This window comes from Marivirga lumbricoides, assembly GCF_014636295.1.
Lineage (GTDB): Bacteria > Bacteroidota > Bacteroidia > Cytophagales > Cyclobacteriaceae > Marivirga > Marivirga lumbricoides.
In genome coordinates this window covers 35,123-53,275 of the sequence record NZ_BMEC01000001.1, presented here as the reverse complement: position 1 = coordinate 53,275, position 18,153 = coordinate 35,123, and the positions used below count along the sequence as shown (strand labels likewise).

At 35.0% G+C, this 18,153-nt stretch carries 11 protein-coding genes; 5 read left to right on the top strand and 6 right to left on the bottom strand.

All coding sequences use genetic code 11. The features are described 5' to 3' along the window. Positions 1-153: 153 nt before the first annotated feature. The 4 genes from IEV85_RS00235 to IEV85_RS00220 all read left to right on the top strand — a co-directional run bounded on the left by IEV85_RS00235 (position 154) and on the right by IEV85_RS00220 (position 6,195). Entirely contained in the window at positions 154-1,683 is a 1,530-nt protein-coding gene (locus IEV85_RS00235) for a SulP family inorganic anion transporter (protein ID WP_188459788.1), read from the top strand. 154 nt (positions 1,684-1,837) lie between these two features. Continuing rightward, the gene (locus tag IEV85_RS00230; protein WP_188459787.1) at positions 1,838-4,012 is read left to right on the top strand and encodes a carotenoid oxygenase family protein; all 2,175 of its coding nucleotides are present in this window, start codon (positions 1,838-1,840) and stop codon (positions 4,010-4,012) included. Positions 4,013-4,064: 52 nt separating this feature from the next. Further along, positions 4,065-5,591, top strand: coding sequence for a PP2C family protein-serine/threonine phosphatase (locus IEV85_RS00225; protein WP_188459786.1), 1,527 nt, complete (start codon positions 4,065-4,067; stop codon positions 5,589-5,591). 91 nt (positions 5,592-5,682) lie between these two features. After that, positions 5,683-6,195 carry a hypothetical protein gene (locus tag IEV85_RS00220; RefSeq protein WP_188459785.1) on the top strand — a complete coding sequence of 171 codons (513 nt, stop codon included), beginning with the start codon at positions 5,683-5,685 and terminating at the stop codon, positions 6,193-6,195. On the opposite strand, the gene IEV85_RS00215 is transcribed toward IEV85_RS00220, so the two are convergent. The 6 genes from IEV85_RS00215 to IEV85_RS00190 form a co-directional block, all read right to left on the bottom strand. Further along, positions 6,179-6,628: a hypothetical protein gene (locus tag IEV85_RS00215; protein WP_188459784.1), complete on the bottom strand. Its 450-nt coding sequence runs from the start codon at positions 6,626-6,628 to the stop codon at positions 6,179-6,181. The two genes, IEV85_RS00220 and IEV85_RS00215, sit on opposite strands and share 17 nt — an antisense overlap. A gap of 122 nt (positions 6,629-6,750) precedes the next feature. Continuing rightward, positions 6,751-8,007, bottom strand: a complete 1,257-nt coding sequence (locus IEV85_RS00210) for a M56 family metallopeptidase (protein WP_188459783.1) — start codon at positions 8,005-8,007, stop codon at positions 6,751-6,753. A 1-nt stretch (position 8,008) separates the two neighbouring features. Beyond that, positions 8,009-8,377, bottom strand: coding sequence for a BlaI/MecI/CopY family transcriptional regulator (locus tag IEV85_RS00205; RefSeq protein ID WP_188459782.1), 369 nt, complete (start codon positions 8,375-8,377; stop codon positions 8,009-8,011). A 302-nt stretch (positions 8,378-8,679) separates the two neighbouring features. After that, positions 8,680-10,512, bottom strand: coding sequence for a cation:proton antiporter (locus IEV85_RS00200; RefSeq protein ID WP_188459781.1), 1,833 nt, complete (start codon positions 10,510-10,512; stop codon positions 8,680-8,682). 153 nt (positions 10,513-10,665) lie between these two features. Then, on the bottom strand, positions 10,666-12,018 hold the full coding sequence (locus IEV85_RS00195; protein WP_188459780.1) for a GntT/GntP/DsdX family permease: 1,353 nt from the start codon (positions 12,016-12,018) through the stop codon (positions 10,666-10,668). A 32-nt stretch (positions 12,019-12,050) separates the two neighbouring features. Then, complete coding sequence (locus IEV85_RS00190; RefSeq protein WP_188459779.1) at positions 12,051-12,554, bottom strand: gluconokinase; 504 nt, start codon at positions 12,552-12,554, stop codon at positions 12,051-12,053. A gap of 343 nt (positions 12,555-12,897) precedes the next feature. On the opposite strand from IEV85_RS00190, the gene IEV85_RS00185 reads away from it, so the two are divergent. Continuing rightward, positions 12,898-18,153 (top strand): T9SS type A sorting domain-containing protein, encoded by a 5,256-nt coding sequence (locus tag IEV85_RS00185; protein ID WP_188459778.1) that lies wholly within the window; start codon positions 12,898-12,900, stop codon positions 18,151-18,153.

Below are 18,153 nucleotides of genomic sequence, written 5' to 3'. Positions count from 1 at the left end.
AATTAATAATTATAGTTTTGTGGCTTCAAAAAAATGAATATGCATTTCAAACTTATTATTACTTTCTAGTTTGCTTTTAATAATCGCATTTCTCATATATAAGTAGTGGGTTGCCATACCAGCTGCCCTTTTATTTTCTCAAATTTATCTATAATGAATAAATACATTAACCTTTTTAATTTTTCGCAGAAAGTAAACTACAAAACCGAAGTTTTATCTGGTTTAACAGTCGCACTTGCTTTAATACCTGAGGCAGTTGCATTTGCTTTTATGGCAGAATTATCGCCCCTAACTGGTTTATATGCTGCTTTCGTAATGGGGTTAATTACAGCCATTTTAGGGGGCAGACCGGGAATGATCTCAGGAGCAACCGGAGCGGTTGCAGTAGTTATTGTTGCTTTATCTCAATCTCACGGGGTGGAATATGTATTGGCAACTGTAATTTTAGCAGGATTAATTCAGGTTACTGCTGGTTTTCTTCGTTTAGGAAAATTAATGCGATTAGTTCCTCATCCCGTTATATTTGGTTTTGTAAACGGTTTGGCGCTGATTATTTTTAGTTCTCAGCTTGATCAATTTAAAGACAAATCAGACAATTGGTTAACTGGTTCGGAGCTATATATTTTACTGGGACTTGTTCTTTTAACAATGTTAATCATTTGGGGATTGCCAAAGATAACTAAGGTATTTCCTTCAACACTTGCTGCAATTCTGGTAGTATTTGGGATTGTGTTTTTCTTTGACATTGATACCCGAAGTGTAGGAGATATTGCTTCCATTAAAGGAGGTTTTCCTCCTTTTCATGTACCGGCCATTCCTCTCACCTGGGATACGCTTGTTCTCATTTTTCCTTATGCATTAATTATGGCAGGTGTGGGCTTAATAGAAAGCCTCTTAACGCTCAATATTCTGGATGAGATTACTGAAACACGTGGGAGAGGTAATAAAGAGGCTGTTGCGCAGGGTGTGGCTAATATCTTTTCAGGATTTCTATCAGGGATGGGAGGCTGCGCCATGCTAGGTCAAAGTTTAATAAATGTTTCCAATGGTGCCAGAGCTCGTTTGTCAGGTATTGTAGCAGCCATAATGCTTTTAGTATTTATTATGTTTGGAGCAAGCCTGGTGGAGCAATTGCCAATGGCAGCATTAACAGGATTGATGATAATGGTAGCTATTGGTACTTTTGAATGGGCTAGCCTGCGCACAATAAAAAGAATGCCACGATCCGACATTTTTGTGATGTTCCTGGTGACTATAGTTACTATTGTGCTGCATAATCTTGCTTTAGCGGTAGTTGTAGGGGTTATTATATCTGCTTTAGTTTTTGCCTGGGATAACGCAAAGAGAATTCGTGCCAGAAAGCATATTGATGATAAAGGAACTAAGCACTATGAAATTTATGGCCCTTTATTTTTTGGATCAGTTACTGCTTTTAATGAAAAATTTGATGTAACAGATGATCCTGATGAAGTAATTATTGACTTTGCAGAAAGCAGAGTAGTGGACATGTCGGCTATAGAAGCATTAAATAAGCTCACTGAAAGATACCAGAAGGTAGGTAAAATAGTACATCTGCGCCATTTAAGCCCTGATTGTAGAAGGTTATTACAAAATGCAGAACAAATAATTGATGTAAATGTGATAGAAGACCCTACTTATAAAGTAGCTACTGATAGCGTTTGATGTTTTAGTTAAGAGCTTTTTCCGCTATTAATTCATTCCAAAAAGAATAAAATAATATAAGTAAAGCACTATTTACTGGTTTAAAAATTGATGTTTAGTAAGAATTGTGTAACTATGTAGGGGAATTAATATTGAACCTTCTATTATTGCAATTATGAGTCACCCTAATTTGCTGACTTCAACCAGAGAACCCCTAGATGTAGAATTAAAAGTTAAGACAGGCGAAATCCCCAAAGATTTAAGCGGATTTGTTTTTATTAATTCAGGTGCTGGGACAGTAAATTCCGGTGGCTTGCCGTATGAGAAAACCTTACCCAATGGCGAATTTAATCAGGAGTATGGCTCGCCTCTCATCAATGGTGATGGCTATATGTTCCGATTTGATTTAACCTCTTCCGGCAAGGTAAAGCTTAAAACAAGGTTGTTGAAGCCCCCATGCTATTATGCAGATATTGCCACCAGCCCTTTTCTGAATGGTGAAGAGAGCTTGTACTCTGACCTGGCTTTTAAAAATAATGGCTTAGCAAGGATGTCCCGCAAGTTAGGGACAAGAAATCAACTTAACACCGCTATCACGCCATTTAGAGTTCCCGGAGATTCGCAAGCTAGACTTTTAGCAACATTTGATGCGGGAAGACCCTTTGAATTCGATCCTGAATCGATGAACTTAATTACTCCAGTAGGGGAGAATCGGTTTTGGCGTGCAGGCACTCCACCTATAGTAAATAGTCTCTTTCCCATGATTCTTACAACAGCCCATCCTGTATATGATCCGGAAACTAATGAGCTATTCAGTGTTAATTTCACTAAAACTAATAAAGCATTACTTGACCCTACTAAAATCTTTGATTTTCTATTTAGAGATGATGAAACGCTAGAACAAAAATTAGAAGAGAAAATAGCACACTGGAAACATTATGATAGCAAGGAAAAGGTGGCTCAGGAGGTCAATGATTTTTTCTATGCAGCTAATGTAGTGCCTAAAAGAAAAAGTTTATGGGAAAATCTGAAAGTATTATTTCACAGGCTAGTCGGATACAGGATTTCCAATGAAAATGCAGTGTATCTTGTAAAATGGAAAGGCGAGAAAACACCTCAAACTTTTAAGATTGTAAACGAGGATGGTTCACCTATTGATATTGAGCATAATATGCATCAAATCGGCTTTAGTAAAGATTATTTAATTCTGGCTGATACCAATTTTAAATTTACGCTGGATGTAATGGTTAACAATCCTTATCCTAAAAATGTTAAGATTGATTCTTTTCTAAGAGAATTGCTTACCGGAGCACAGAATGATTACTCAAGTCTTTATATTATTCCCAGAAGTAAATTATTGAGCCAGGAGAAGGAAGTAAAAGCTTACAGAGTGATACTTCCGGTTGAAACTGTACATTTTTCTGTTGACTATCAAAATGACAATGATATATTAACTATTCATACAGCTCATAATTGCTGTGCTTGTCCTGCAGAATGGATTAGGTATTATGATAGGTGTAAAGTAACCCAAGCACCTATAGATGTCCAAAGAGTAGGTCTGCTTGCTGTAGGAGAAATGGATATTGGTAAAATTGGAAAGATTTTAATTGATGTAAAGAATAGAGATGTACTGGAAAGTAAGTCAAAATTTCTTCATCTCACAGGGAATCTTGATAAGATGGATCCGGGACCTCATACCTGGGGGGTAGGGCTTTACACTTATAGAGATATGCTTTCCCCTGATGCCAATGTCAATAAAATTGAATATACCTTCTGGCAGGCTTACGGTTTGTCTGATCAGATGCTAACAGAATTTATGTATGATTTATACAGAAATTCAGATAGGAACAGAGTATACTCAGCTGAAGAAATGTTAGAGTTTTGTAAGAAAGGTGCACCATTTATTTTACAATGTGTGGATACAAAAACAATGGAAGTTACAGACCATTACTCCTTTCCTAAGAATACTTTTATGTGGTCGCTTCAGTTTGTTCCTTCTTCTGAGCAAAATATTAATATTCCTTGGTCTTTAAATGGGTATATTCTTTGTACAGTAATTGGCGAAGTGGAAAATAATGAGAGCCTTACTTCCTATTTTTCAGAAATTTGGATTTTTGATGCCAAAGAACTGAATAAAGGGCCAATTGTAAAACTGTATCATGAAGAATTACAATTTGCTTTCACAATACATTCAGTATGGGTAAAAGAAGCTGTAAATGTGTCTGTTCCCTCTTATAAAATTGATATAAGGAAAGACTACAATCAGCAAATAAAAAGGATGAAGGGTAGGAGACTTCGCAAAAAAGTACAATCTTTAATGGCTGAAAATGTATATCCTCAGTTTACATAAAGGTTTGTATCTTTTATATAATAATATCAATAATAAATCAGCCTTATAAGGAATGATATTCAATTTTACTGATAATTTTGGTTTTAAATTGCAGGAAGCCTGGAAGGAAGAATACAGGAGAATTGGCTCTCTTTATGCAAGGTGGGGAGCAATTTTGGTTATCTTCTTATTCCCTTTAAGTACAATTCCTGAACTTTCAATTGAGAAGTCCAATGTAACAATATGGTATTTGTTCAGGTTTGGTCCCTCTGTTGTAGTGGGCGTTGTTTATTTATTTCATCAGAGGTATAAATTTAGCCATGAGTTGTTATTTGAGGTAATAGCTTTTTGCTTATTTACATCAGCAGCTTATATGGTTGAATGCGGAGATTGGCTTAATTATGTTATCTCAATGGTTACCGTATTTATTACAAGTGCTGTATTGGTTATACTCCGTCCCTTTTACTTTATCATTAATTTTATTGTTGTATTTATCATTCAGGTGGTGGTGAATATGGTTTTTTGCACTATGGGAGTGATGGATTATTTCCTTTTGAAGGGGGTTAATATTTTAATAGTTGTAGGTATTTCCTGCTTTTCAATAGCCGCTTTCCGCTATTATATTATGAAGAATAACTTTATGCATAGAGTTGCACTTCAGGAAGCACATTTTGAATTACAGGAGCGAAATCAGAGCTTAATAAAAGTACAAAAGGACCTACGATTCAAAAGTGAGCAAATAGCTGAGCAGAATGAAGAATTGTTGTTGCAGAAAGAGGAAATTCTTACTCAAAGAGATACGTTGCAGATTCAAAAAGAATATATAGAAAAGCAGAATGGGGATATTATTGGAAGCATTCGTTATGCCAAAAGGATTCAAAGTGCCATGTTGCCCTCTTATAGTTTGTTTACAAAATATTTACCGGACTCTTTTATCTTCTTTGCTCCGAGAGATATTGTCTCAGGAGATTTTCACTGGATAACAGAAAAGAATGGAAAAATCATAGTGGCTGCTGTTGATTGCACAGGGCACGGGGTACCGGGAGCGTTTATGTCTTTGGTTGGCCATACACATTTAACACAGGCTGTTATACAAAACGGGATAATAAACCCAGCAGATATTTTGAGTCAAATGCATAATGGAATCAATGAATCTTTAAAACAAACAGAAAATGATAACCAGGATGGAATGGATGTTGGTATAGTGACGATAGATAAAGAAGCTGGAACAATTCATTTTGCAGGAGCAAAGAATACTTTAATTATTATTGATTCTGAGGGTAATTTGGAAGAGGTAAAAGGAAATAGAACATCACTTGGGGGAATGAATAAAGATGAGTCTTCGCTTTCCTTTAAACTTTATGAAAAGAAGATTGAAATGAATGCCTCTTATTATTTATTTTCTGATGGTTTTTCGGATCAATTTGGGGGACCAAATGATAAAAAATATATGCTATCAAATTTCAAAAAATACCTGCAGAGTATTTCTAGTGAAACTATGGCAGACCAACGGCAGCTCTTAAAGCAAAAGTTTGAATCGTGGAAAAGTGATGCAGCCCAAACTGATGATGTTCTTGTAATAGGGTTCAGGTTGAATTAATACACCCACCACATATATTTTAGATGTTTCTATTTGCTGATAAAGTTGAGTATTTTCTGTAATTTACCTTATTATTCAGTAAATTTATCCAATGGAAGATTATAAGTTTCTCATATATATAGTTTTAGCTATTATCTATTATATTTTTAAAGGAATAGGTAATAAAAAGAAGCCGGTAACGCGAAGAAAATCAGAGACAAATTCTGATCCTCAAAGTACCGGAAGGCCTAAATCTTTTGAAGAAATTTTAAGGGAATTAAGTGGTGAGTCACCTCAGAATCAAAGAGAGCTGGAGTTTGAACCAGCTAAGCCTTTGGCCGATCAGGTTGAAGAGCGTGTGTTGGATCAAAAGGTAGATGGTGATGATTATGAAAATGCAGATGATACTTTAAAAGAGCTTTATAAAAAGGGAGAGCGTTTAAAAACTATAGATGAGTTGGTTGATCTAAAAGAGGTGGAAAAACAAGAAACTTCTCGTTTTGAGTCTTTTTCGATAGAAGAAGATGATAATGAATTTGCAAAGGAGATAAGAGAAGGCTTATCTGACCCTGAAAGTGCCAGAAAAGCTATAATTTACGCTGAAATACTTAACCGGAAATATTAACTTCTTTTACTTTATATTTTGAGACTTTCCATTCGTTATCGGTTTTCTTTAAATCCGCTGTTAAAACAATTTTCTTTTTCTCTTCGAAATAGAGCCTGGCATTTTTATAGCTTAACACCAATGCAGCTTTTTTATCACTGATTTCAAACTCGTCAATTTGAATGAGAAATATTTTATCATTTAAAAAAGCTGAGGCACTATCTATTATTTCCACAGGAATCTGATTGATTTCCAGTTTATAATCTTTGCTAATTTTATTGTGAGCCACCAATAAGATATGATGATTCTGGCTACCCATATATCTGGGGGTCTTAGATATATATTGTTTAAATTCTTTAATATTTAAAACTTGTTGCAATACCTTCTGATTATCAGCTGTTTCGTTAAATGAAAGAGAGAATAGGAAAGAGGTAATTAGGAATAAAATTTTCATTGTAGTAAGTATTTATATAATACTTCTTTAATTTAAGAATAAATTTTAATTTTCTTCAATTTATATAAAAGAAACTCCGAAAAGTTATTTTGTTAGGTTTACGGAATCACTGAAGTAAAATGTTATAAAGCAAAGCGTATAGGTATTATACGTTGAGATCTTACAATTATTCCATCTTGTTTTCCTGGTGTCCAATTAGAAGATTTCTTTAAGGCTTCCACTGCAAGTTCATCACATCCTCCGCCAATTCCTTTTACAGGTGTTATGTTACTTAAGCTGCCATCTTTTTCAATTATAAATTGTAGGTAAACAATACCTTCTATGCCTTTGTTCTTAGCTTCTTGAGGGTATTTTCCTTCTAAATATTCAGAGATTCCATTATAAAATTTTTGAAGATCGTCTTTAGGCTTAGCGGGAACTTCCACAATAGTGAATACCTGCTGGTCGGAGAAACTTTGATCTTGACTGGCTTCCACCTCTACTACTTCAGGTGCTATTTTAATTTCCGGTTCTTCCTGAATATCACATGCGTAAATAACAAGCATGAAAAAAGCTAATGAAATTGCTATAATACTTTTAGAAATGCTTCTTTTCCCATTTTTCAACATATTAATTCTATTCAAAATTGAAGGTTTTGCAAAAGAACTCACCATTTTTAAGTGGCTTGGGAATAGCGTCTGCTCTATTAGTAATTCAATGTATTTAGATTCAGTATCTTCCTTTATAGCAGCAGCATCTGCCATATATTCGTGGTTTTGCAGTATGAATTCTTTGTATTTTCTTCTTAAAGGATTGATAAAAAGGAGGCAACCTACTATTTCCGTTAGAATGACATCCATGCTATGCCATTGCTTAGCATGTGTTTTTTCATGCTTCAAAATTAATTCAGCATCTTGTTTTTCTATGATGGATGCTGGGATTATACAGTCACTAAAGAAGGTAAATGGAGCAGTTTTGGATGAAGTTATATAAATGTCAAGCTTATCATTAAAAGTTGACCTACTTTTTAAATCTTCTACGCTGCGGAGAAGCTTTAAAAATTTGATCGAAAATGACAAGAGAAGAATAGCGGAAATTATGAGATATACGAAAGAAGCAATTTGCCAGGAAGTAAAGCCTTTTGTTCCTTCTTGTTCACTTCCCGTAGAAGGATTGCTTGTAATGTTCGCTATGTCATTAATTGCAGGAAAAGATAGAGTGGAAGCTTCATTGACGATAGGAATTGATATAAATGGAAGAGAAAAACTAACTATAGCCACTCCCAGCAGAAAATAGCGATTGAACTTAAAGTTAGCTTCTTTCTTGAGTAATAAATGATAAATAACCACCAATATAATAAATACTATATTAACCTGAATAATGTAACTAATAGCAGTCATATTATTTGTCTTTTATATCCTTTTTAAGATGACTGAGAAGTTCATCTACCTCTTTTGTACTTAAATTTTCTTCTTTGGCAAAGAAAGAAGCCATTTGAGAAAACGAGCCCTCAAAATAGCCTTGGATCAATTGCTTCAGAGATTGCTTTTTATATTCCTCTTTCCTTAAAATCGGGAAATACAAATGGCTCTTGCCCACAACTTCATGACCTACCACTCCTTTTTTTTCCAGAATTCTTATGATGGTACTCACTGTGTTATAGGCTGGTTTGGGCTCTGGCATTAAACTCAAAACTTCTTTAACATGAGCTTTTTCCAGCTCCCAAAGCTTCTGCATAATTTCTTCTTCGGCTCTTGTAAGTTGTTGCATATCTGGTTAATAATGATTACACTAAGATATACTAAATATTTAGTTGATCAACAATATAAAGCAATTCTTTATTCTAATCTTAGCGAAATAATTAAATATATAAATGCATTTAATTTATCGAATGTCAGAGAATCAAGTAATTGTAAAAATTCACTAAGGAAAATAAAGTAGGTGTATTAATAATGTTTTAGACTTAAAAGATAGGCACATCAACCTCGTGAAAGATTGCTGACATCGTCATTATTAAATTCGTAGAATAGTTTCTCGCTATAATTTATTGTAGAGGATGAATAAATCCCATACTAGCTTTCAGTACTTTGCATGTCATAATTCTTCTTTTTTAAGAAAATTAGTCTGTCCTCTTTCTCTACTTCCTCAGGGTAACCTGAAATTATATGAAGCTTTTTACCGGGTTTGATTATAAATAGTGGGATTATGCTTTTACCTTTTTCTTCTATAAATTCCTCATACTCTGAATCAGCATTAAATCTCACTTCTGAAATTTCGCTGTTTTCTCTCAGCATCTGGTTAAGGCTTAGGTAGTCCAGTCTGGATTTAAAAAGGACATTTTTGGGCAAAGGAAGATTTTCGTTTTCAGCTTCCTCTTTGCTTACAAGTCTGTAAGTGTTTTGCATCCCCAATTCATTGTCGAACCAGCTTAGTGCTAATGAGTTGATGCCCGAGTTACTGGTAACTGCTACAAGTTTTCCTATTTGGGAGAGGTCCAGCTCTTCAAAGATTTCTTCCGATAGAATATTTCCTTCATACACATGTAAATCCAGCTTTCTGGCCTCCTCAACATTATGTTTTGCTGTGTCGGCCAATAATACATAAAAGCCTTCTTTCTTAAGAAAAAGCGCAAGTTTCTTAGCGATTTCATTTGCACCTACAAATAGTACACCTTGAGGTTCTTTACGTAATACGTTTAAAAGTTTACCCACCCATTTAGCACTAGTACCTTGTATAACTACTGTTCCTACTATCACAAGAAATACCAATGGCAGTAATAATTCAGCCTCTGCTCTTAGAGAGGCAGAAGTAGTTTCGGATTTCATTAAATCAAGTGAAAATAGGGAAGCCACTGCTGCTGCCACTATACCTCTGGGGCCAATCCATGAGATAAATAATTTCTCCTGCCATTTCAAGTTGGATCCGATAGAACTCAGAAATACTCCAAGAGGCCTTAGAACAAATATAACTACTGCAAAAAGTAATAAACTTCTGGTTCCTAATTGCTCTATTTGCTCAATATTAATTCTTGAGGAAAGTAAGATGAAAAGCAGCGTTACCAGAATGAGGCTAATATCTTCTTTAAAAGAAAGAATTTTTTTAAAATCTTCCAACTTCATATTTGCCAGCACTATTCCCATAATAGTGGCAGCTAATAGACCTGCTTCTTTCTGTAGGATATCAGCAGTTGAAAAAACTAATATCACAGTTCCCAGCGTGAATATATTTCTAAGATACTCCGGTATTTTGTTTTTACCTATCAGATACCAAATAATAATAGCACCCATGCCTCCTACAAAAAAACCAATTGAGATAGTAACGAAGAAATCCTTTAGTGCTTCTACAGTATAGTATTCGCCATGTGAGGAACTTTTAATGAATTCATATACTAAAACGGCTATTAAGGCGCCTAGAGGGTCTATTAAAATTCCTTCCCATTTTAATATGGTGTTAGTTTTGGCATTGGGCCTTACATTACGAAGAATGGGTAATACTACAGTTGGACCGGAAACTATAATTAGCCCACCGAAAAGAAAAGCCATCGAGAGACTAAGGTCTAAAATGAGGTGAGCAGCAATAGCTCCACCAATAAAAGTGATAAACACACCAATAACAAGAAGGTTTCGAACAGTTGTAGCTACAGTTTTTACTTCTTTTAGATTAAGAGTAAGCCCACCTTCAAAAAGTATAACTCCTACTGATAAGGAAACGAAGGAAAAAAGTAAATCTCCTGAGAAGATGCTATCACCATCAATCAGTTTGGTACCATCCGGGGTAAAAAAGGTTGAAACAGGGCCAATAAGTAGCCCAATCAGAATTAAAGGTAAAATAGCAGGTTGCTTTATTCTCCATGCCAACCACTGGGCAAATACACCTAATACTAAAATACTTGCTAATTCGACCATTTATTCTCTGTTATTAAAGTAGTTTGAATTGGAAAAATAGTGATAAATTTCTTTAATAGAAATATTTATTAATTAATCTAACCAATAGTTCAATTAATCATGTCTGACTATTGGATTAAAGGTTTAAATAATTATCACGAATCTTATATGTGTTCAGAATATATAAGTAATCAGGCAAACAATGCAAAAAGCGGTAACAGATATAATTGCAGTCATCACAGTCCAGGTTTTAAAGGTAACCTTCTCACTGATCCCTAAAAATTCTTTTACAAGCCAATAACCACTATCATTTACATGAGATAAAAAAGTACCACCGGCAGCAATGGCTACTACTACGCAAGCTATTTCGAAACTAGTAGAAGTATTTGAAATAAGTGGAGCTACAAGGCTGGCTGCGGTAATCATTGCTACTGTAGCAGAGCCCTGAATTACTCTGACAATTAGTGCAACAATAAATGCGAACACAATAATTGGAAATCCTATTCCTCCCAAAGACTCAGCAATTAATTCTCCTGCACCGGTATTTACTAACATTTGTTTAAAAACTCCGCCAGCCCCTGTAATTAAAATAATAAGGCCTGCAGGTTCCATTGATTTTGATGTGACTTTTAGTAATTCAGCTTTAGTATATCCAAGTTTTAATCCTAAAATATTCCAGGCAATTATATTGGCTATTATTAATGCTGAAAAGGGATGCCCTATTAGGCTGATAACTTCTAAGAGAATTCCGCTTTGAATCTCCACTATCCCGCTATCGGCAAAAGTGCTGGTTAAAATCAGTAAAATAGGGATAGCAATAATGAATAGTATAGTACTCACCGCTGGTACTTTTTTCTTATTCTGAAGCCCTTCTTTTTTTTTAAGCAGGTCGTGAGTTGGGGCTTCTACATATATTCTATTTCCAATGTATTTTCCATAATATAGACCTCCAATTATTACAGCAGGAAAGCCGGTAACACAACCTATTAATATTACCCAACCTAAATCAGCGCCTATAATATCTGCTACGGCAATAGGGCCCGGTGTAGGAGGTATAAAAGCATGTGTGATGGCAAGGCCAGCCAGAAGGGGGAGCGCATAAAGCAAGAGTGATTTTTTTGTTTTGCGCTGGAGGGCATAAATCATAGGCACTAGTAAAATAAAAGCTACTTCGAAGAATACAGGGATTGCAATGATGAAACCAGCCAATGCCATCGCGACCGGAGCTTTTTTTTCACCCATTTTTTCAATTAAGAACGTGGCAATTACTCGGGCTCCTCCAGATTGCTCCAGTATTGCACCAAACATAGCACCTAACCCTACCACTGTAGCAACGAAACCCAAAGTGTTAGCCATCCCTTCCTGAATGGTTTTCATGATGACCATGGGTTCTAAACCTGCGATTACCCCAACTGCTATACTGGCAATTAATAATGAAATAAAAGCATGCAACTTTAATCTAAGAATAAGTGAGAGGAGTATAAATATGCCAGCAACTACAGCTGTTAATAAATTATATTGTATCATTTTTTCGGTTATGCAGGTTGAATTCCAGTTTTTTAATGAGAAAGATTTTGTATGATATTATTTACAATTTGCTCAGGAGGATCTAGTATATTTATTTTTATTGCATTTTCGGGAATTTGCAAGGCTTCAAACTGAGATTGTAACAAAGCCGGAGGCATGAAGTGCCCTTTTCTGTTTTGCAATCTTTGAGAGATAATTTCAAAGTTACCCTCAAGAAAAACAAAGTAGACAGGCTGAGAGACCCCTTTTGCCAGTGTCTTTCTATATTTCTCCTTTAATGCCGAACATCCAATAATACACCCTTTATTTTTTCCTTGGTTGATTGCCAGTTGGTTAAGGCTTTCTAACCAGACTTGCCTATCTATATCTGTTAATGGCTGGGCAGCAGACATTTTTGCGATATTTTCTGGAGAATGATATTCATCACCTTCAAAATAGGGTAGTGATAGTTTAAGTGAAAGTAATTTCCCAATAGTGGATTTACCTGAACCAGAAACGCCCATAACAAATATCACTGGATTAATATGTTCATTCATAAGCGGCAGTTTGTTTTTTTAATTACTCTAAAAATTTCGTCAATTTAAAGTTTTTAAAACAATTAGATATGTTTTAGCTTGAATTACAGGGTTCCTAATTAATTTAGATTTTCTTAAAGATCTTTTGAGTACCAAAATTTTTTCAAAATCCATCAATACTTTAATTTCGTAATTCCTGAACTTAGACAGTGATATTTCTTAAAAATTTAATATTATTCGCTGAAATGTAATATTTAATAGGTTATTATCAGCAATATAGAAATTATAGTTAGTAATTTTACCCATTAAATTTGCCTTAAGAATAGGTGATTTACTTATAGTTTGAAAGAAGAAAAGTTGAAGTATGAAACAACATATACTGGTATTTGTATTTTTTTGCTTATTTGGATTGAGTAGTTATGCTCAAGTAAATGGGGATTTTCGCTCTCGCCAATCAGGAAACTGGAATGACAGTGATACATGGGAGGAATTTCAAGGGGGAGCATGGAGTAATAGTGCGAACGTTCCTAGTAGTGCAGATGGAGAGATTTCAATTAGAAGCGGTCATATAGTTTCTATACAGTCCGGAGTTGCTATTACTGCTGATCAAATATCAGTTTTATCTTCCGCAACCTTAAATATTTCAAGTAATGGATCACTTCTATTAAATGATGGGCCAGGAAATGATTTAGTTATTACTCCTGCTACTGGTGGTAGATTTGGAACACCTAGAGGGTTAGTAAATGTATATGGAAATTTGAGACTTGATGATAATACTTCTGTTTCGAATACTAATTTAAATCTACTAATTAAAAGCGGAGGTACACTTAATTTAAATAGTACTTCTACTCAAGGCACAATCCCCACTGCAACCTGGGAAACAGGTAGCACTTTATTAGTTTCCGGAAATACAACCAATACAAATGCACCAAATGGCTTAAACCAAAATTTTTATAATTTTGTTTGGGACACCCCGGCTTCAACAGCTAATTTTATTGATTTAAATTTCCAACCTATTGCAGATAATGATTTTATTATAGAAAATACAGGAAGTACCTATCTTCTTTTTTCATCATCATCATCATCATCGTATTCAATTGGAAGAGATTTAATTATTAACAATGCTAGCCTGGTCGATTTTGATTATGAAGGAACTATAACAATAAATATAGGCCGTAATTTAGTGCTTAATGATGATGCTGCACTAGGAATGGCTTATATAGCTAATACTACAGTTAATATAACGGGAGACTTAAATATTAATGGAGGTGCTTTAGATATCGATGCATCCGAATTTGGTGGTTCTCCTAATGGTGAGGGAATTATTAATTTGTCAGGAAACTTCATATGCAATGGAGGTGATATTTTAAAGACAGGAGAAGGGTTAGCTCAATTAAATTTTAATGGTTCAGGTACAATTGATTTTACGAATGAGGCTAATATCGAAATTGATTATTCATTCGGCCCCAATTCTACTTACGATATAATATCTGGAGCATTAAGTGGTTCTGGTGATTTAGTTGTTAATGATAATGTTATTCTTGGTATCTCATCAGAGGAAGGGATTTCTACCGGAACTACTTCAGGTAATATCAAAGTATCAGGAACCAGAACTTATGGAATACCGGTAACATTTATTTATAATGGTACTTCAGCACAAAATATAGGGAATGGATTACCTGCCTCAGGCTTTAATTTAGAAATCAATAATTTACTAGGTGCAAGCATGAGTAATAATCTAACTATTGGAGCTGGTAGGTCACTTAATTTGATAGAAGGTTCATTTAATATTGGTGCAAACACCTTAACATTGAATGGTACGGTAAGTACCTCGAATGGAGGGTTGTCTGGCGGCTCAACGTCTAACCTCGTAATAGGAGGTACCGGAAATTTTGGGGTTCTTGGCTTTATAGGAACCACAGAACTTAACAATTTTACTCTTAACAGAACATCATCCGGTAATGTAACTTTGGGAGGCCCTTTAACAGTTGTAGGAACTTTTGAACAAACTGTCGGAGATCTTACATTAAATGGAAATTCTTTTACAATTAATGGTGATTTTGTTCAAAGTAATGGTTCCCTGATCTCAGATGGCCAATCCTCATTAGTAATAAATGGAGCAGGTACTTTACCAACAGCAGTATCTCTGACAGGTGATTTACAGAAACTTACACTAGACAGAGCTTCTTCAAATTTTTCTACAGGTCTTTCTGATTTTGCTATAGATTCTTTGAATCTATTTTCTGGTACGTTTACAAATGAAGGAACTATTTCTATAAATGATGGGGGATATGTTGAAAGAAAAGGAACAGGGCAATTAACAGATCAATTAAACGCAATAGGATCTTATGATGTGGTATATAGTAATGTAGTAAATATTAATACAGGGCCTGAACTCCCAGTGGTTAGTACTGCTTTAAACAACTTAATCAAGAGAAACACTGGAATTGTAACTTTGGCATCTAATTCAACAATCAATGGCAGACTGGAATTAGTGAATGGTCAGCTAGATGCCGGGACTCAAAGCATAGATCTTAAAGGTGATTTTATAAGTAATTCCAATTCAGCCCTGCAAGATGCTACATTTACCTTTAGTGGTTTAACTAATATTACAGGTACTACAACACCAACTTTTGGTGATATTTCTGTTACGGGTACTCTAAATCCAATGGCTAATTTTAATGTTAATGGTGATCTAGTTAATGATGGTGTTTTAAATAGTAGTTCCGGAACGGTTACTTTTGGAGGGAATACTACCATTTCTGGAAGTCAGCCTGTAACATTTAATAATATTGATATTACTAACAGTCTAACAGCATCCGCTTCACAGGATTTAACAGTTATAGGTAATATCAGTAATTCAGGAAGTTTTAATGCGAATGAAGGTAGAGTAATTTTTGGAGGTACAACATCTATAAGTGGAACATCTCCAAATTTTCATTCAATAGAAATAACTGGTACTTTAAATTCTCCTAATACTCTTTTTGTATCAGGTAATTTTGTAAATAATGGTATATTTAATAATGGCAACGGTACCGTTGATATGACAGGCAGTGGTACCAGATCTATAGGGGGATCAAGTGCACTCGATCTTTTTAACTTAAATGTAAGAGGCGGTACAATCAACAACAATAATACGGCTGTTTCTTTAATTAATGGGGTAACTATTGGAGCAAATACAATTTTTGATGTGGATGGATCCGGTTCAGGAAATTTGATTTTACAATCTACTTCTTCAACTGAAGCGGCTTATGTTGGTATAATCCCTTCAAGCTCGTCTGTTACAGGGGATATTACAGTTGAGAGATACTTCAATGTGGGTAGATATTACCGTTATCTCGGTTCACCAATAACTGATGCTACTGTGGCTGACTGGCAGGAGGAAATACCTATATCAGGAAATTTTGATGATCCTTCAACCGGCACATACGATGGGAAAACAATAAATTCATCCAATCCTTCTTTGTTTTACTATGATGCTGCCAATAGCGAGTATGTTGATTATCCTTCCAGCGGTACGGCAGCTTCTAACCCTATTGAAAATGGTAGGGGATATACACCATTTTTAAGAAATAGTACTTCAAATATTATAGGATCTGTTAAGGGAACTCTGAAACAACAGGCGGCCTCACTACCAGTTGACTTTTCAGGTGTACCTGCTGAATCATGGAATTTAGTAGCTAATCCTTATGCTGCACCAATTGATTGGGATGCTTTAGGATGGACTAAAGTGAATGTTTTTGACGAAGTTCATGTTCCAATTGCGGAATCAGGTGGTTTTGCAACATATATTGCAGGGGTAGGGGCTAATGGTGGTTCTCAATATATAGCTTCAGGTCAGGCATTCTGGGTAAGAACTTCAGCAGCTTCACCTTCCTTATCAACTGTTGAAGAAGTTAAAAGTGTAGATCAATCTCCGGTTTATTTCCGTGGAACTAACCCTTTAGAAACATTTAGGGTTAAATTAGTAAGTTCCACATTTTCTGATGAAGTAGTTTTTGCATTAAGAGATAACGCAACTTTTTCTTACGATCCTGAAGTTGACGCTGTTAGGAAATTGAATACGAATAATAAATATACCTTCTCATCAAGATCTGAGGATAACTTAAATTTAAAAATAAACAGTATTCCCAAGTTGAGTAATTCTAATTGTTCTGTTACTATACCATTCATCATGGAATCAGTTAGTAGGACAGGTAATTTCACATTATCATTTGAAGGAGTTAGTAATTTAACCAAGTATTATTCAGTAGATATAATTGATAATTTTACAGGCAATATCATACATTTAAGTAGTAATGATTCCTATTCCTTTCAGGTAAACAGTGATCGACTTTCCAAAAACCCTGAAAGATTTAGTATGATATTGAATAACAGAGCTGCTCCTTCCTTAGGAAGTTTAGATGCTCTCAGTACCTGCGAAGGAGAAGATGCCATCTATACTTTAACTGATTTAAACCCTTCATTTACATATTCTATTTACAACGAGAATACTTTGGTATCATCAATAGAAGGAAAAAGTCAAACTTCCTTTTCTATACCGCATTCATTACTTACGTATGAGCCTTCTAATTTCAATGTATATGGAAAAGTTGGACAATGTGATTCTTCTGTAGTAGGTTCGTTTCAGGCAGAATTGATATCTTCTGTAGATCGAAGTATTGCTGTAATTGGTAGCCAGGTGTGTGGTAAATCTTCTGCAACAGTTACTATCGATTCTGAGAGTGGGATAGCTTACAACTTTATCTTAAATGGAAATGTTGTGGCTGAAGTAATGGGTAATGGAAATCAGATAAGTACTGAAATACCTTCATCTCACTTAAACAATGGTACAAACGAGGTGTTTATTTCCGCTACCACGCAAAGTTGTGGAACATTTGAATTGGAATCATCTGCTATTATTACTCTTATGAATCCAGCTTCATTAGCTGATATAAAAGATCAATCAATTTGTCCAGGGGAGTCTGTGGAGGTTAATGCTTTCTCATCCTCAAGCATTTTAAATTACCATTTGTACAAAGGAGATTCATTGGTAAGCGAGAATTCTACAGGTATTTTTAATATTTCTCCTATATCTGAGACCTCATATAGAATAAGTGGAGTTTCTGAAGGTGGTTGTATTCCTTCACCAACTGAATTTACTATATTTGTTACCGATATGCAAAAGCCTGAAATAAGTGCCCACTTAAATATTCTGGAAAGCACAGTTGAAGGTGACTCTTATCAATGGTTCTTGAATGGAGAAATCCTGGATGATGAGGTTAGTGCTACGATAGAGCCCCATAAGGAAGGAAGCTATGAAGTTTTAGTAACTCAGGGAAATTGCGAAAAAATAAGTGATGCTTACTTGTATATTGACCAGATAACTGCTTCACAAAAGACTTTAAAGCAGCAAATAAAATTATATCCGAATCCTATCTTGGATTATTTAAATATTGAAAGTAATTTTAAGAGTCTTGAATTAAGTATATTTACCTTAGAGGGTAAATTTGTTGAGCATATTAAAACCGAAGAGGCAAATGCTAACGTTAGTATGGGACACCTTAGACAGGGAACTTATTATTTGAGAATTAACGTACCTAATAAGGGTTACACCACGTACACCATTATTAAAAGATAA

What these genes read in the sequence shown, in the direction of transcription:
- IEV85_RS00235 (WP_188459788.1), top strand. Translation starts at nt 154, where the DNA reads ATGAATAAATACATTAACCTTTTTAATTTTTCGCAGAAAGTAAACTAC.
- IEV85_RS00230 (WP_188459787.1), top strand. Translation starts at nt 1,838, where the DNA reads ATGAGTCACCCTAATTTGCTGACTTCAACCAGAGAACCCCTAGATGTA.
- IEV85_RS00225 (WP_188459786.1), top strand. Translation starts at nt 4,065, where the DNA reads ATGATATTCAATTTTACTGATAATTTTGGTTTTAAATTGCAGGAAGCC.
- IEV85_RS00220 (WP_188459785.1), top strand. Translation starts at nt 5,683, where the DNA reads ATGGAAGATTATAAGTTTCTCATATATATAGTTTTAGCTATTATCTAT.
- IEV85_RS00215 (WP_188459784.1), bottom strand. Translation starts at nt 6,628, where the DNA reads ATGAAAATTTTATTCCTAATTACCTCTTTCCTATTCTCTCTTTCATTT.
- IEV85_RS00210 (WP_188459783.1), bottom strand. Translation starts at nt 8,007, where the DNA reads ATGACTGCTATTAGTTACATTATTCAGGTTAATATAGTATTTATTATA.
- IEV85_RS00205 (WP_188459782.1), bottom strand. Translation starts at nt 8,377, where the DNA reads ATGCAACAACTTACAAGAGCCGAAGAAGAAATTATGCAGAAGCTTTGG.
- IEV85_RS00200 (WP_188459781.1), bottom strand. Translation starts at nt 10,512, where the DNA reads ATGGTCGAATTAGCAAGTATTTTAGTATTAGGTGTATTTGCCCAGTGG.
- IEV85_RS00195 (WP_188459780.1), bottom strand. Translation starts at nt 12,018, where the DNA reads ATGATACAATATAATTTATTAACAGCTGTAGTTGCTGGCATATTTATA.
- IEV85_RS00190 (WP_188459779.1), bottom strand. Translation starts at nt 12,554, where the DNA reads ATGAATGAACATATTAATCCAGTGATATTTGTTATGGGCGTTTCTGGT.
- IEV85_RS00185 (WP_188459778.1), top strand. Translation starts at nt 12,898, where the DNA reads ATGAAACAACATATACTGGTATTTGTATTTTTTTGCTTATTTGGATTG.